At 69.9% G+C, this 14,056-nt stretch carries 12 protein-coding genes; 11 read left to right on the plus strand and 1 reads right to left on the minus strand.

Annotated elements, in window-relative coordinates; translation table 11 throughout:
* Window positions 1-100 precede the first annotated feature (100 nt).
* The 9 genes from GTY47_RS29130 to GTY47_RS29170 all read left to right on the plus strand — a co-directional run bounded on the left by GTY47_RS29130 (window position 101) and on the right by GTY47_RS29170 (window position 9,753).
* Window positions 101-1,342, plus strand: a complete 1,242-nt coding sequence (locus GTY47_RS29130; RefSeq protein WP_010043802.1) for a sugar ABC transporter substrate-binding protein — start codon at window positions 101-103, stop codon at window positions 1,340-1,342.
* Between the two features lie 10 nt (window positions 1,343-1,352).
* Complete coding sequence (locus tag GTY47_RS29135) at window positions 1,353-2,336, plus strand: sugar ABC transporter permease (protein ID WP_010043804.1); 984 nt, start codon at window positions 1,353-1,355, stop codon at window positions 2,334-2,336.
* Window positions 2,333-3,184: a carbohydrate ABC transporter permease gene (locus tag GTY47_RS29140; protein ID WP_010043806.1), complete on the plus strand. Its 852-nt coding sequence runs from the start codon at window positions 2,333-2,335 to the stop codon at window positions 3,182-3,184. The genes GTY47_RS29135 and GTY47_RS29140 overlap by 4 nt, the downstream gene beginning before the upstream one ends.
* Before the next feature lie 49 nt (window positions 3,185-3,233).
* On the plus strand, window positions 3,234-4,970 hold the full coding sequence (locus GTY47_RS29145) for a trehalase family glycosidase (protein WP_010043808.1): 1,737 nt from the start codon (window positions 3,234-3,236) through the stop codon (window positions 4,968-4,970).
* A gap of 126 nt (window positions 4,971-5,096) precedes the next feature.
* Window positions 5,097-6,182 (plus strand): S-(hydroxymethyl)mycothiol dehydrogenase, encoded by a 1,086-nt coding sequence (locus tag GTY47_RS29150; protein WP_010043810.1) that lies wholly within the window; start codon window positions 5,097-5,099, stop codon window positions 6,180-6,182.
* A complete protein-coding gene (locus GTY47_RS29155) occupies window positions 6,182-6,817 on the plus strand; it encodes an MBL fold metallo-hydrolase (protein WP_010043811.1) in 636 nt (211 codons plus the stop codon). Before GTY47_RS29150 ends, GTY47_RS29155 begins: the two co-directional genes overlap by 1 nt.
* Before the next feature lie 176 nt (window positions 6,818-6,993).
* Window positions 6,994-7,356 carry a bifunctional 3-phenylpropionate/cinnamic acid dioxygenase ferredoxin subunit gene (locus tag GTY47_RS29160; RefSeq protein ID WP_029181446.1) on the plus strand — a complete coding sequence of 121 codons (363 nt, stop codon included), beginning with the start codon at window positions 6,994-6,996 and terminating at the stop codon, window positions 7,354-7,356.
* A complete protein-coding gene (locus GTY47_RS29165; protein ID WP_029181447.1) occupies window positions 7,353-8,516 on the plus strand; it encodes an FAD-dependent oxidoreductase in 1,164 nt (387 codons plus the stop codon). Before GTY47_RS29160 ends, GTY47_RS29165 begins: the two co-directional genes overlap by 4 nt.
* Before the next feature lie 106 nt (window positions 8,517-8,622).
* Complete coding sequence (locus tag GTY47_RS29170; RefSeq protein ID WP_010043818.1) at window positions 8,623-9,753, plus strand: aromatic ring-hydroxylating dioxygenase subunit alpha; 1,131 nt, start codon at window positions 8,623-8,625, stop codon at window positions 9,751-9,753.
* A gap of 18 nt (window positions 9,754-9,771) precedes the next feature.
* Here GTY47_RS29170 and GTY47_RS29175 read toward each other — a convergent pair whose 3' ends face one another.
* On the minus strand, window positions 9,772-10,518 hold the full coding sequence (locus tag GTY47_RS29175) for an IclR family transcriptional regulator (protein WP_010043820.1): 747 nt from the start codon (window positions 10,516-10,518) through the stop codon (window positions 9,772-9,774).
* Between the two features lie 208 nt (window positions 10,519-10,726).
* Here GTY47_RS29175 and betA point away from each other — a divergent pair, with 208 nt between their 5' ends.
* Window positions 10,727-12,385 (plus strand): choline dehydrogenase, encoded by a 1,659-nt coding sequence (betA, locus tag GTY47_RS29180; protein WP_010043822.1) that lies wholly within the window; start codon window positions 10,727-10,729, stop codon window positions 12,383-12,385.
* 198 nt (window positions 12,386-12,583) lie between these two features.
* A complete protein-coding gene (locus tag GTY47_RS29185; protein WP_010043824.1) occupies window positions 12,584-14,053 on the plus strand; it encodes an aldehyde dehydrogenase family protein in 1,470 nt (489 codons plus the stop codon).
* Window positions 14,054-14,056 lie beyond the last annotated feature (3 nt).

Raw genomic sequence — 14,056 nt, forward strand, 5'->3', positions numbered from 1 at the left:
GCCCACCACACCGCTCCCTCACCGGCCCCGCCCGGTCGTTCGCACCTGCTTCCTCGGCATGCCCTTGCCTCGACGTGCCGACATCACAAAGGAACGTGCCATGAACAGACTCACCCGACGGCGGCTCACCGCCGCGACCCTGACCGTCGTCGCCCTCGCGACCGGCACCACCGCCTGCTCGTCCGGCGGCAGTTCGTCCGCGAAGGGAAGCGACAGCGGCACCTACACCATCTGGGACCCGTACCCCCAGTTCGCCAAGGACTCGGCGTGGGCCAAGCTGCTCGACGACTGCGGCACCAAGGCCGGCGTGAAGATCAAGCGGACCGCCTTCGACACCAGCGACCTGACGAACAAGGTGCTCCTGGCCGCGCAGCAGGACAACTCCCCGGACGTGCTCATCGTCGACAACCCCGTGGTGTCGACCCTGGCCGAGTCCGGGATCCTCACCACCACCGAGGACAACAAGCTGGACACCTCGAAGGTGGACCCCAACCTGCTCGCGGCCGGCCAGTCCGGCGGGAAGACGTACGGCACCCCGATCGGCGCCAACACCCTCGCCCTCTACTACAACAAGAAGGTCCTCGCGAGCGCGGGCGTCGACGTCGCCTCCATCAAGGACTGGACGTCACTGACGGCGGCGCTGGAGAAGGTGAAGAAGGCCGGCAAGAAGGGCATCACCTTCTCCGCGATCGGCACCGAGGAGGGCAGCTTCCAGTTCCTGCCCTGGTTCTGGGGCGCGGGCGCGAAGCTCACCCGACTGGACTCCGCCGAGGGCGTCTCGGCCCTGTCCCTGTGGACCGACTGGCTGAAGAAGGACTACGCCCCCAACTCGGTCATCAACAACACCCAGACCACCAGCTGGCAGGAGTTCGCCGGCGGCGACTACGCCTTCGCCGAGAACGGCACCTGGCAACTGGCCAACGCCGAGAAGGCCGGGTTCGACTACGGCGTCCTGCCCATCCCGGCCTCCGGCGGGGGCAACGCGGCAGCCCCGACCGGCGGCGAGTTCGTCACCGTCCCCGTCCAGGGCGACACCGGCCGCTACGCCACCACGCGGAAGCTGGTGACCTGCCTGACCAGCACCGAGAACCTCCACGCCACCGACACCACCCTGTCCTACGTGGCCCCCACCGCCGAGGTCCAGGACAAGCAGGTCGCGGAGAACGCCGAGCTGAAGCCCTGGGTCGAGGCGGTCAAGGCGGCCAAGGGCCGCACCAGCGACGACCTCGGCACCAAGTACCCGAAGATCTCGGAGCAGATGTGGAAGGCGGTCCAGTCCGCACTCAGCGGAGCGAAGTCCCCCAAGGACGCTCTCACTTCGGCGCAGTCAGCAGTCAAGTGACGTGGCTCCGATGAAGCAGACGACACACCCGCCGGACCACCGGCCCGCACCCGACCGGAACGGGGCGGCCGCCGCCGCCCCGCCCCCGGCCCGCCCCGCGCCACGGCGCCGCCCGACCTCCCAGCAGTGGGCCGCCTGGGCCTTCCTCGCCCCGGTCACCCTCTACCTCGTCCTCTTCTACGCCTATCCCCTCTACCGCAACCTCGATCTGAGCCTGCGCAACTACACCGTCCGTTCCTTCGTCCAGGGCGACGCGCCCTTCACCGGCCTGGCGAACTACCGCACCGTCCTGGACGATCCCACCTTCGGGCCGGCGCTCACCCACACCGTGCTGTTCACCGGCGTGTGCCTGGCCTTCCAGTACGCCATCGGTTTGGCCCTCGCGGTCTTCTTCAACCAGAACTTCCGGCTCTCCGGGACCCTGCGGGCCCTGTTCCTGGTGCCGTGGCTGCTGCCGCTCATCGTGTCGGCCTCCACCTGGTCGTGGATGCTCAACAGCGACTCGGGCGTGGTCAACGCGGCCCTGAGCGTCGTCGGCGTCGACCCGGTGAACTGGCTGACCTCCCCGTCGTGGTCACTGACCTCCGTGATCATCGCCAACATCTGGATCGGCGTCCCGTTCAACCTGGTCGTGCTCCACAGCGGCCTGCAGTCCATCCCCCGCAGCCTCTACGAGGCCGCCGCTCTCGACGGCGCGGGCGCCTGGCGACGTTTCTGGCACATCACGTTCCCGCTCCTGCGGCCGGTGTCCGCGATCACCCTGCTCCTGGGGCTCGTCTACACGCTGAAGGTCTTCGACATCATCTGGATCATGACCAAGGGCGGCCCGGCGGACTCGTCCACCACCTTCGCCACCTGGTCCTACCGGCTCGGCTTCGGCAACCTGCTGCCCGCCTTCGGCCCCGGCGCGGCCGTCGGCAATCTGCTCGTCGTCGCCGCGCTGGTCTTCGGCCTGGTGTACCTCAGGGTCCAGCGAAAGCAGTACGCCTCATGACGACACCCACGACCACACCCGGCCCGCGCCTGGCACGGACGACGACGTGGTGGAAGACGGCCACGGGTCTCCTGTTCACCGGGATCATGCTCTTCCCGGTCTACTGGATGCTCAACGTGTCGTTCACCCGTGACCAGGACATGCGCAAGAGCCCGCCGGACCTGTTCCCCACGCACGGCACCCTGGAAGGCTACCGAGCCGTCCTGGACCAGCAGTTGCCGTATCTCGGCACGAGCCTCGTGATCGGCCTGGGCACCGTCGTGCTCACCGTGGCCCTGGCCGCCCCCGCCGGCTACGCCCTCGCCAAACTGCGCCCGCGCGGCGGCGGCGTGCTCAGTTTCCTCTTCCTGGTCGCCCAGATGATCCCCGGCATCATCATGGCGATGGGCTTCTACGCCATCTACCTCAGCCTCGGGCTCCTGCAGTCGGTGCCCGGACTGATCGTCGCGGACTCCACGCTGGCCGTGCCGTTCGCGGTGCTGATCTTCACCGCCTTCATGTCCGGCATCCCGGAGGAGCTCCTCCAGGCGGCGAGGACGGACGGGGCCGGCCCCTTGCGGACCTTCTGGTCGATCGTGCTGCCCATGAGCCGCAACGCCGTCGTCACGGTGTCGCTGTTCGCGTTCCTCTGGTCGTGGTCCGACTTCGTCTTCGCCAGCACCCTGGCCAACGGCGGCGCGCACGAGCCGATCACCCTCGGTATCTACCAGTACATCGGCAACAACAACCAGGAGTGGAACGCCATCATGGCCACCGCCGTCGTGGCCTCGCTGCCCGCCGCGGTGATCCTCGTCCTCGCCCAGCGCTACGTCGCCGCCGGCGTGACCGCCGGAGCCGTGAAGGACTGACCTCCGGCACACCACTGGTGCTCCCTGCTCAAGAAACGAGTGACCCGTCATGACCGCCGCCCCGACCGGCCCGGCCTTCTCCCTCCACGACATCCCGTTCAGCACGCGCGGATCCTGGTTCGACATCTCACCGGTCCTGGCCGAGAACACCTACGCCGAGGACCTCCATCTGGTCTCCCACCAGAACGGCATGCACCCGGTCCTGCGCCTCGTCCCCGTCGACGCCACGAGCGGCGATCGGGCCGGGACCCGGATCACGGCGACGCCGGGTCTGCTGACCTGGACCCACGAGAGCGGGCGCGTCGACCTCGCCTACGAGTCGCAGGACACCGTACGCCTGCGCGGGGAGGGCACCAGCCTGCGCGTCACCGCGGTGGCGCGGACCCTGACACCCTTCACGGGCACGTACTTCTTCCGTGACCCGGCCGACGGAGCGTACGTGTTCACCTCGTACGAGACCGGGCGCCGCTACCGGATCACCGTGCTGTCGGGGGCCGTGACCGATGCCACCGGCGGCCAGGACCTGGGCAGCGCCGACCGCGGTCTCACGATCGGCGCGGACGCCGGGGGAACCTGGGAGGCCGCCATCGAGGAACTCGACACCGCACGCCGCCCCTACACCGCCCGGACGGCGTTCGGCGAGGTCGTGACCGCCGCGGAACACGCCTTCACCGCCTTCGCCGACGCGGTGGCCCCCTGGCGCTCCTCCCGCACCCCGGCGGCCGGACTCGCCGCGTACGTCCTGTGGTCGGCGACGGTCGACCCGGCCGGCCTCGTCACCCGGCCCGCCGTGCTGATGTCCAAGCACTGGATGGACAAGGTCTGGAGCTGGGACCACTGCTTCAACGCCCTCGCACTGGCATCCGGAGATCCCGCGCTGGCCCGGGACCAGTTCGCGCTGCCCTTCGACCACCAGGACGAGACCGGGGCCCTGCCCGACTCGGTGACCCACTCGGAGGTCCTCCGCAACTTCGTCAAGCCGCCCATCCACGGCTGGACCCTGGGCCGCCTGCGCCGACGCCTCCCCGAACCCCTCGACCACGCCGAGCTCACCCAGATCTACGACCGGTTGCGGCGCTGGACGGACTTCTGGCTCACGGCACGCCGAGCGCCGGGCGCCGCTCTGCCGCACTACCAGCACGGCAACGACAGCGGCTGGGACAACGCCACCACCTTCGACCCCGAGCGCGTGGTCGTCACCGCCGACCTCGCCGCGTTCCTCACCCTCCAACTGCACGAGCTCGCCGCCCTGGCGACGGAACTCGGTCTCGCCGACGACGCCCACGCGTGGAGACGCAGCGCGGAGCAGACCCGGGCGGCCATGCTCGACGAGCTGTGGGCGGGGGAGCGGTTCGTCGCCCGGGGCGCCGGCAGCGGCGACACCTGGAGCAGCTCCAGCCTGCTGGACCTGATGCCCATCGCCCTGGGCGAGCACCTGCCCGAGAACGTCGCCAAGACCCTGGCCGCCCGGATCGAGGCGCACCTGACCCCGTACGGACTGGCCACCGAACTCCCCACCTCACCGCACTACCGCGCCGACGGCTACTGGCGCGGCCCGATCTGGGCCCCCGCCACCGTCCTCGTCGAGGACGGCCTGCGCCGCGCCGGCCACCAGCGCCTCGCCGACGAGATCAGCACCCGCTTCCGGGCCCTGTGCGAGACGCACGGCTTCGCGGAGAACTTCGACGCCCTCACCGGCAGCGGCCTGCGCGACCGCGCCTACACCTGGACCGCCGCCGCCTACCTCCTCCTCGCCGAAGCCCACGAACTCCGGCACGCGCCCTGACTGCCCGGTTTGGAACCAGGCCCTTGACCCTCGGCGTGCCCCTCCGGGATGCTCGGTTGCGCATAGCGGTGCGTGTCGCGAATGGAGCAACGCACTGGCGAGGGTTTCCCGCTTGAGGAGCAGCTCATGGCTCACGAGGTTCGTGCTGTCGTCGCCCGTAAGAAGGGCGCACCGGTCTCCGTCGAAACGATCGTCGTCCCCGACCCCGGACCGGGTGAGGCGCTGGTCGAGGTCGAGGCCTGCGGCGTCTGTCATACCGATCTCCACTACCGCGAGGGCGGAATCAACGACGACTTCCCCTTCCTTCTCGGGCACGAGGCGGCAGGTCGCGTCGAGGCGGTCGGCGAGGGGGTCACCGGCGTCGAGCCCGGTGACTTCGTCATCCTCAACTGGCGTGCGGTGTGCGGCCAGTGCCGGGCGTGCAGCAGGGGCAGGCCCTGGTACTGCTTCGCCACCCACAACGCGACACAGCCGATGACACTGCTCGACGGCACCCCGCTCTCGCCGGCGCTCGGCATCGGCGCGTTCGCGGAGAAGACGCTGGTCGCCGCCGGGCAGTGCACCAAGGTGGACCCGGCGGCCCCGGCGGCGGCAGCCGGTCTGCTCGGGTGCGGTGTCATGGCGGGCTTCGGCGCGGCCGTGAACACCGGTGCCGTCGGCCGGGGCGACTCCGTCGCCGTCATCGGCTGCGGCGGCGTCGGCATGGCCGCCGTGGCGGGGGCGAGGCTGGCCGGAGCGAGCAAGGTCATCGCCGTCGACATCGACCGGCGCAAGCTGGACCGGGCCATGGCCATGGGGGCCACCCATACGGTCGACGGGGCGAAGGGCGACGTCGTGGCAGCGGTGCGCGAGCTGACGGGCGGCTTCGGCGCGGACGTCGTCGTGGAGGCGGTCGGCCGCCCCGAGACGTACCGCCAGGCCTTCTACGCCCGCGACCTGGCCGGCACGGTCGTGCTGGTCGGCGTGCCCACCCCGGAGATGAAGGTGGAGCTGCCCCTGCTCGACGTCTTCGGGCGGGGCGGCTCACTGAAGTCCAGCTGGTACGGCGACTGCCTGCCCTCGCGCGACTTCCCGGCCCTCATCGACCTGTATCTGGGAGGCCGTTTCGACCTGGACGCCTTCGTCTCCGAGACCATCGGCCTCGGTGACGTGGAGGAGGCGTTCGAGAAGATGCACCGCGGCGACGTGCTGCGCTCGGTGGTGGTGCTGTGATGGCCGGCGCACCGCGCATCGAACGCCTCGTCACCAGCGGGACCTTCAGCCTCGACGGCGGGACCTGGGACGTCGACAACAACGTCTGGCTCATCGGTGACGACGACGAGGTGGTCGTCATCGACGCGGCCCACGATTCCGACGCCGTCCTGGCGGCCGTCGGTGACCGCCGGCTGTCGGCCATCGTGTGCACCCACGCCCACGACGACCATGTGCGCGCCGCGCCGGACGTCGCTCTGGCCACGGGCGCGCCGATTCTCCTGCACCCTGACGACCAGGTGCTGTGGAAGATGGCGCATCCCGGCCGGCGGCCCGACCGGCCGCTCGCCGACGGTGACGAACTCACGGTGGCGGGCATCGGCCTGCGCGTCCTCCACACGCCGGGACACGCTCCGGGGGCGGTGTGCCTGTACGCGCCCGAGCTGGGTGCGCTGTTCAGCGGTGACACGCTGTTCGCCGGTGGACCCGGCGCGACCGGGCGCTCGTACAGCGACTTCGGCACGATCATCAGCTCCATCGGTGACCGGCTGCTGACCCTCCCGGGCGAGACGGTCGTCCACACCGGACACGGTGAGACGACGACCGTCCAGGCGGAGGCACCGCACCTGCAGGAGTGGGCCGCCCGCGGCTGGTGACTCCCGCGAGGTGCTCCGCTCCGACCTGCGTTTCTCATGATGCAGATCGTTTCATGATGTGAAACAGAAATTGAGGGCGTCAGGTGTCCCGCGAACTCCTTGACAAGGGTTTGAAGGCGCCCTCAAACTGGCGTTGCGTTCACCGCAATCCGTTTCGCTATACGCACCGAGGTGTCATGATGATTGCCGCGTGCCGTCTCGTGGATCTGCCCCGAGGCGAGGCCCACAGGCTCGACATCGACCCGCCGGTCTCGGTGTTCCACACCGACGACGGCGAACTCTTCGCCATCGACGACACATGCACCCACCAGGACGCCTCGCTCGCCGACGGCTGGCTGGAGGGCTGTGAGGTCGAATGCCCGCTGCACGCCTCGAAGTTCAACCTCAAGACCGGAGCCGTCGACGCCCCGCCGGCCAAGCTCCCGGTGCGCACGCACGAGGTCCTCGTCGAGGACGGCATGATCTACGTCCGGCTGTCCACGGCAGCCCCGAACCTGCCCCCCTGCATCGCCGCCCGGCTCGCCGAGGGCGTCGCGTGAGGACAGTGGCCGTGGTGGGCGCGTCGCTGGCGGGCCTGTCCGCGGCGCGCTCGTTGCGCAAACAGGGGTACGACGGACGGCTGGTCGTCATCGGCGACGAAGTCCATCGCCCCTACGACAGGCCGCCCCTGTCCAAGGAGTTCCTCGCCGGCAGCATCGGCGAAGCCGACCTCGCACTGGAGCCGGACGACGAGGACCTGCGAGTGGAGTGGCTGCTCGGTGCCCGCGCCGCCGGACTCGACACCACGCCCCGCGCCGTGCGGCTCGCCGACGGCCGCCAGGTGCGGGCCGACGGCATCGTCATCGCCACCGGCGCCGCCGCCCGGACCCTGCCCGGCATGGACGGACTGGCCGGTGTGCACACCCTGCGCACCCTGGACGACGCCCGCGCCCTGCGGGACGAACTGGCCCGGGGCGGGCGCCTGGTCGTGATCGGCGGCGGCTTCATCGGTGCCGAGGTCGCCTCCACCGCCTCCGCTCTCGGCCTCGACGTGACCATCGTCGAGGCGGCGCCCACACCACTGGCCGGTCCGCTCGGCGCGGCCATGGGGCGCATCGTCTCCGCCCTCCACGCCGACCACGGTGTACGGCTGTTGTGCGGCGTGGGCGTCAAGGGGCTGAGCGGCGAGACCCGCGTCGAAGCCGTCCTGATGGAGGACGGCCGCAGCATCCCCGCCGACATCGTCGTCGTGGGTGTCGGGGCCCGTCCCTGCGTCGAGTGGCTGGCCGGATCCGGCATCGAACTCGACGACGGCGTCAAGTGCGGTGCGGACGGCCGCACCAGCCTGGCCGGGGTGGTGGCGGTCGGCGACTGCGCCTCCTGGTACGACCCGCGCGCGGGCACCCACCGCCGCGTCGAGCACTGGACCGGCGCCCGGGAACGTCCCGACGCGGCCGTGGCCGCCCTGCTGTCCTGGGGCGAGTGCGAACCGGGCATACCCCGGCCGCCGTACTTCTGGTCCGACCAGTACGGCGTGAAGATCCAGTTCGCCGGCAACGCGGCCCGCGCCGACGGCGTGACGATCGAGGAAGGCACCGCCGACGATCGCAACGTCCTGGCCGTCTACCGGCGTGCCGGACACCCGGTCGCCGTACTCGGGATGAACCAGCCGAAGCTGTTCACGCGCTGGCGCAAGCAACTCGCGACCAAGACGCCCTGACAGGGCGCAGACCTCGCTCGCACAGCCACCGTCGCTCCACGACGTCCGGTGCCGCTCGTCCCGGCGCGTGCATGCCCGACCCACGACGTTCCCCGAGGAGTGCACTGTGACCTCGACCGGCCTGCCGGAAAGCCTGATCGCCACCCTCCCCGGCTCCTCCTACACGGATCCCGAGATCTTCGCCCAGGAGCAGGAACACATCTTCGAGGCGATGTGGTTCTGCGCCGTGCGCTCCGCCGACCTCGCCGCGCCCGGTGCCTTCCGCACCGTCGAGGTGGGCCGCGAGAGCATCCTGATCACCCGTGCACGGGACAACTCCGTCCGGGCCTTCCTCAACGTCTGCCGGCACCGCGGCGCCAAGCTCTGCACGGCGGAGACCGGCGAGGTCAAACGCGCCTTCCAGTGTCCCTATCACGCCTGGACGTACGACCTGACGGGCAAACTCGTCGCGGCACCCAACCTCACCAAGATGCCCGACGTCAGCCGCACCGAGTACGGCCTGGCAGCAGTGGCCACACGGGAATGGCTCGGCTATGTGTGGGTGTGCCTCGCGGCGGACCCGCCCCCCTTCGACGAGGTGGTGGGGGATGTGGTCGCACGCCTGGGCGACACGGAGTCGATCGAGCACTACGACATCGACAACCTCGAAGTCGGTGCACGGATCGTCTACGACGTGAAGGCGAACTGGAAGCTCATCGTCGAGAACTTCATGGAGTGCTACCACTGCGCGACGATCCACCCCGAGCTGACCGAGGTGCTCCCCGAGTTCGCCGACGGGTACGCCGCCCAGTACTACGTGGGACACGGCGCGGAGTTCGGCTCCGAGATCAAGGGCTTCACCGTCGACGGCTCCGAAGGCCTCGACCGCATTCCGGGCGTGACCGAGGACCAGGACCGCCGTTACTACGCGATCACCGTCCGGCCGCAGGTGTTCATCAACCTCGTGCCCGACCACGTGATCTTCCACCGGATGTACCCGGTCGCCGCCGACCGCACCATCGTCGAGTGCGACTGGCTCTACCTCAAGCACGTCGTCGAGAGCGGCAAGGACGTCAGCCGGTCGGTGGAGCTCTTCGACCGAGTCAACCGGCAGGACTTCGACGCGTGCGAGCGCTGTCAGCCCGCGATGAGCTCCCGGCTGTACGCCAAGGGCGGCGTCCTCGTGCCCAGCGAGCATCACATCGGCGAGTTCCACGCCTTCGTCCAGGAGCGTCTGGGCGTGGGACGGCCGCAGTAGCGGCGGTTCACGGCGGGCTCAGCCGAGATAGCCCATGCGGTGGCTGATCTCGTCCGCGCCCTTGACCAGCACCGGAGCCAGGTCGTGCATCCGGTCCTCGGTGAGGCGGTACGCCGGTCCGGAGGCGCTGATCGCCGCGATGACCTCGCCGTCCCTGTTGCGGACCGGCGCGGCCATGGCGTGCAGTCCCACCTCGAACTCCTCCAGGGTCCAGGAGTAGCCACGCTCGAGCGCCTCGGCGAGGTTCTTCTCGAGCTTCGTCTTCGCGGTCAGGGTGCGGGGTGTCAGCTTCTTCAGGCCGGTCTCCGACAGCAGCGCGGCGCGCTCCTTCGGCGGCATGTGGGCCAGCAGGATCTTGCCGCTGGAGGTGGCGTGCAGCGGCGTCAGCTGGCCGACCCAGTTGAACGCCGTGACAGCGCCGGGGCCCCGCACCTGGTACAGGTTGATCGCGTACTGCTCCTGCATCACGGCGAGGTTCACGGTCTCGCCGATCTCCTCGGCGAGACGCTCGCAGACCGGTCGGCTCTGCTGCGTGATGTCGATGCGGCCGGTGACCGCGCCGGCGAGGCGGACGAGGCCGAAGCCGAGGCGGTACTTGCCGCGCTCGCCTGCCTGTTCCACCAGGCCGCGCACCTCCAGGGCGCCGAGCAGCCGGAACGCGGTGGACTTGTGGACATCGATCTCGGTGGCCACCTCGCTGACTCCGGCCTCGCCGCGCCGGGCCAGGATCTCCAGCACGGTGATGGCGCGGTCGACGGACTGCACGCCACCGGTCGGCGCAGTTGTCGTTTCGGTATCTGCATGGTAGTTGCTCACAACGCAACTATACGGGCGTTAAACATAGCAGGCAGCGCTGCAGGTCAGGGCCTTGTGCAGGTTTCGAAGAAGTTGCGCGGTTCGCAACCTGGTGCGCATAGTGATACGAGTACTAGCATGCCGCGCATTCTCAACGGCGCGAGCGAGACGAGGCCCCATGGCTCACTTGCAGTACGACTTCGTCATCGTCGGTGGTGGATCGGCCGGCAGTGCACTGGCCAACCGGCTCTCCGCGGATCCGGGCAACCAGGTGCTCGTCCTGGAGGCGGGCAGGCCCGACTACCCCTGGGACGTCTTCATCCACATGCCCGCGGCACTGACCTACCCGATCGGCAGCCGGTTCTACGACTGGAGGTACGAGTCCGAACCGGAGCCCCACATGGGAGGCCGGCGCGTCTACCACGCGCGAGGCAAGGTGCTGGGCGGTTCCAGCAGCATCAACGGCATGATCTTCCAGCGCGGCAACCCCATGGACTACGAGCGCTGGGCGGCCGACCCGGGCATGAAGACCTGGGACTACGCGCACTGCCTGCCGTACTTCCGGCGGATGGAGGACTGTCTCGCCGCCGGTCCGGACGACGAGTTCCGCGGTCACGACGGCCCTCTCGTCCTGGAGCGCGGCCCGGGGACCAATCCGCTCTTCGAGGCCTTCCTGAAGGCCACCGAGGAGGCGGGCCACGCTCCCACCGACGACGTGAACGGCTACCGGCAGGAAGGCTTCGCCCGGTTCGACCGCAACGTCCACCGCGGCCGCCGTCTCTCGGCCTCCAAGGCCTATCTCAAGCCCGTGCGACAGCGCCCCAACCTCACGGTCAGGACGCGTGCCCTGGTCACCCGCGTCCTCTTCGAAGGCAAGCGGGCCGTCGGCGTCGAATACCGGCGCGGTCGTGGCAGACCCCAGCGGGTGCGTGCCCGCGAAGTGATCCTCTGCGGAGGCGCGATCAACTCCCCGCAGCTGCTCCAGCTCTCGGGCGTCGGCAACGCCGAGGAACTGAGCGCGCTCGGCGTGGACGTCGTACACGATCTGCCGGGCGTCGGCGAGAACCTCCAGGACCACCTGGAGGTGTACATCCAGTACGCCTGCAAGCAGCCCGTCTCCATGCAGCCGTACCTCGCCAAGTGGCGCGCGCCCTTCATCGGCCTCCAGTGGCTCTTCCGCACCGGCCCCGCCGCGACCAACCACTTCGAGGCGGGCGGCTTCGTCCGCGGCAACGAGGACGTGGCCTACCCCAACCTGATGTTCCACTTCCTGCCCGTCGCGGTCCGCTACGACGGCTCCGTGCCCGCCGGCGGACACGGCTACCAGGTGCACGTCGGCCCCATGTACTCCGACGCCGTCGGCTCGGTGAAGATCAAGAGCAAGGACCCGGCCGAGCACCCCGCGCTGCGCTTCAACTACCTGTCCACCGAGCAGGACCGCCGCGAGTGGGTCGAGGCCGTCAGGGTCGCCCGCAAGCTGCTCAACCAGCCCGCCATGGCCCCCTACAACGCCGGGGAGATCTCACCGGGGCCGTCCGTCGAGACCGACGAGGAGATCCTCGCCTGGGTCGCCAAGGACGGCGAGACCGCGCTGCATCCGTCCTGCACCTGCAAGATGGGCACCGACGAGATGGCTGTCGTGGATCCGGCCAGTATGCGGGTGCACGGGGTGGAGGGGCTGCGGGTCGTCGACGCGTCGGTGATGCCGTACATCACCAACGGCAACATCTACGCGCCGGTGATGATGATCGCGGAAAAGGCGGCCGACCTCATCCTCGGGAAGGACCCGCTGCCGCCGTCCTCCGCCGCGTATTACCGGCACCGTCCCGTGCCGTAACGAGCAGTTTTCAGACAGCCGATCGGCCCGGAAGCAAGGCGTTCCGGGCCGATCAGGCGTCGCGTCCTCGCGCGTGCCTCCTTGGCGAAACCGTCACCGGTCAACCCCTTGACGTGGGTTGCGGCCTTCTCCAGAGTGTTCCACCACAAGCAATGCGGTGCACGATGCGCAACGCGATTCGCTCGAAGGGCACTCGACGTGGCAGACCTGTACGTGGACGGAAAATGGCGGGATCCCGTGGCCGGCGGCCACCGGGACATCCGCTGCCCCGCCGACGGCACGCTCTCCGTGACCGTGTCCGAAGGAACGCGCCCCGACGCCGAGGCGGCCATCGCCGCGGCCCGCCGGGCCTTCGACGAAGGGCCCTGGCCGCACACCCCCGAGCGCGAGCGCGGTGCCCTCCTCCTGCGCACCGCCGACGTCCTCGAACGCGAGGCCGGCGCGTTCGCCCGAGCTGAATCGCTGGACACCGGCAAACGGCTGGTGGAGAGCGAGTACGACATCGCCGACGTCGTCTCCTGCTTCCGCTACTACGGAGGGCTCGGCGGCACCGACGCCGGCCGGGTGATCGACACCGGCCGCGACGACGCGGTCAGCCGCGTCGAGTACGGGCCGATCGGCGTGTGCGGACTGATCACCCCGTGGAACTACCCGCTGCTCCAGGCGAGTTGGAAGGTCGCACCCGCTCTCCTCGCGGGCAACACGATCGTCCTCAAGCCCAGCGAGCTCACCCCCTCGACGTCCGTCCTGCTGATGAAGGCGCTGGCGGAGGCCGGGCTCCCGGCCGGTGCCGCCAACCTCGTCCTGGGGACCGGTCCCGAGGTGGGCGCACCGCTCGCCGAGGACCCGGCCGTCGACATGGTCTCCTTCACCGGCGGCCTGGACACCGGCAGGCGCATCATGGCCACCGCCGCCGCGACGGTGAAGAAGGTCGCGTTGGAACTCGGCGGCAAGAACCCCAATGTCGTCTTCGCCGACGCCGACTTCGAGACGGCCGTGGACTTCGCGCTCACGGCCGTCTTCCTGCATTCGGGCCAGGTCTGCTCGGCCGGCGCCCGGCTGATCGTCGAGGACTCGCTGCACGACCGGTTCGTCGACGAGGTGGTCCGCCGCGCCCGGCGGATCCGGCTCGGCGGCCCCTTCGATCCGAGGGCCGAGACCGGTCCGCTGATCTCCGCGCAGCACCTGGCGAAGGTCGAGGCGTACGTCGCGGCCGGACTCGCCGAGGGCGCCGTCCTGCGCTGCGGTGGCGAACGCTCCGACGACCCGGCACTGGCCGACGGCCACTTCTACCCGCCCACCGTGCTCGACGAGTGCGGTCAGGGCATGCGGGTGGTGCACGAGGAGTCCTTCGGACCCGTCCTCACCGTGGAGCGCTTCACCGACGAGGACGACGCCGTACGCATCGCCAACGACACCGAATACGGGCTCGCCGGGGCCGTGTGGACGCAGGACGCCGGGAAGGCCCAGCGGGTCGCGCGCCGGCTGCGCCACGGCACGGTGTGGATCAACGACTACCACCCCTATGTGCCGCAGGCGGAATGGGGCGGTTTCGGGCACTCCGGCGTGGGCCGGGAGCTGGGTCCCACCGGCCTTGACGAGTACCGGGAGCCCAAACACATCTGGCAGAACATCCAACCCAGGCCGCAGCACTGGTTCCGCGGCTGAACG

The sequence above is a fragment of the Streptomyces sp. SID5464 genome (assembly GCF_009862985.1).
Classification (GTDB): Bacteria; Actinomycetota; Actinomycetes; order Streptomycetales; family Streptomycetaceae; genus Streptomyces; species Streptomyces chartreusis_D.

Excerpts from the sequence above, each read along its gene's own strand:
- GTY47_RS29130 (WP_010043802.1), top strand. The coding sequence starts at position 101 with ATGAACAGACTCACCCGACGGCGGCTCACCGCCGCGACCCTGACCGTC.
- GTY47_RS29135 (WP_010043804.1), top strand. The coding sequence starts at position 1,353 with ATGAAGCAGACGACACACCCGCCGGACCACCGGCCCGCACCCGACCGG.
- GTY47_RS29140 (WP_010043806.1), top strand. The coding sequence starts at position 2,333 with ATGACGACACCCACGACCACACCCGGCCCGCGCCTGGCACGGACGACG.
- GTY47_RS29145 (WP_010043808.1), top strand. The coding sequence starts at position 3,234 with ATGACCGCCGCCCCGACCGGCCCGGCCTTCTCCCTCCACGACATCCCG.
- GTY47_RS29150 (WP_010043810.1), top strand. The coding sequence starts at position 5,097 with ATGGCTCACGAGGTTCGTGCTGTCGTCGCCCGTAAGAAGGGCGCACCG.
- GTY47_RS29155 (WP_010043811.1), top strand. The coding sequence starts at position 6,182 with ATGGCCGGCGCACCGCGCATCGAACGCCTCGTCACCAGCGGGACCTTC.
- GTY47_RS29160 (WP_029181446.1), top strand. The coding sequence starts at position 6,994 with ATGATGATTGCCGCGTGCCGTCTCGTGGATCTGCCCCGAGGCGAGGCC.
- betA (WP_010043822.1), top strand. The coding sequence starts at position 10,727 with ATGGCTCACTTGCAGTACGACTTCGTCATCGTCGGTGGTGGATCGGCC.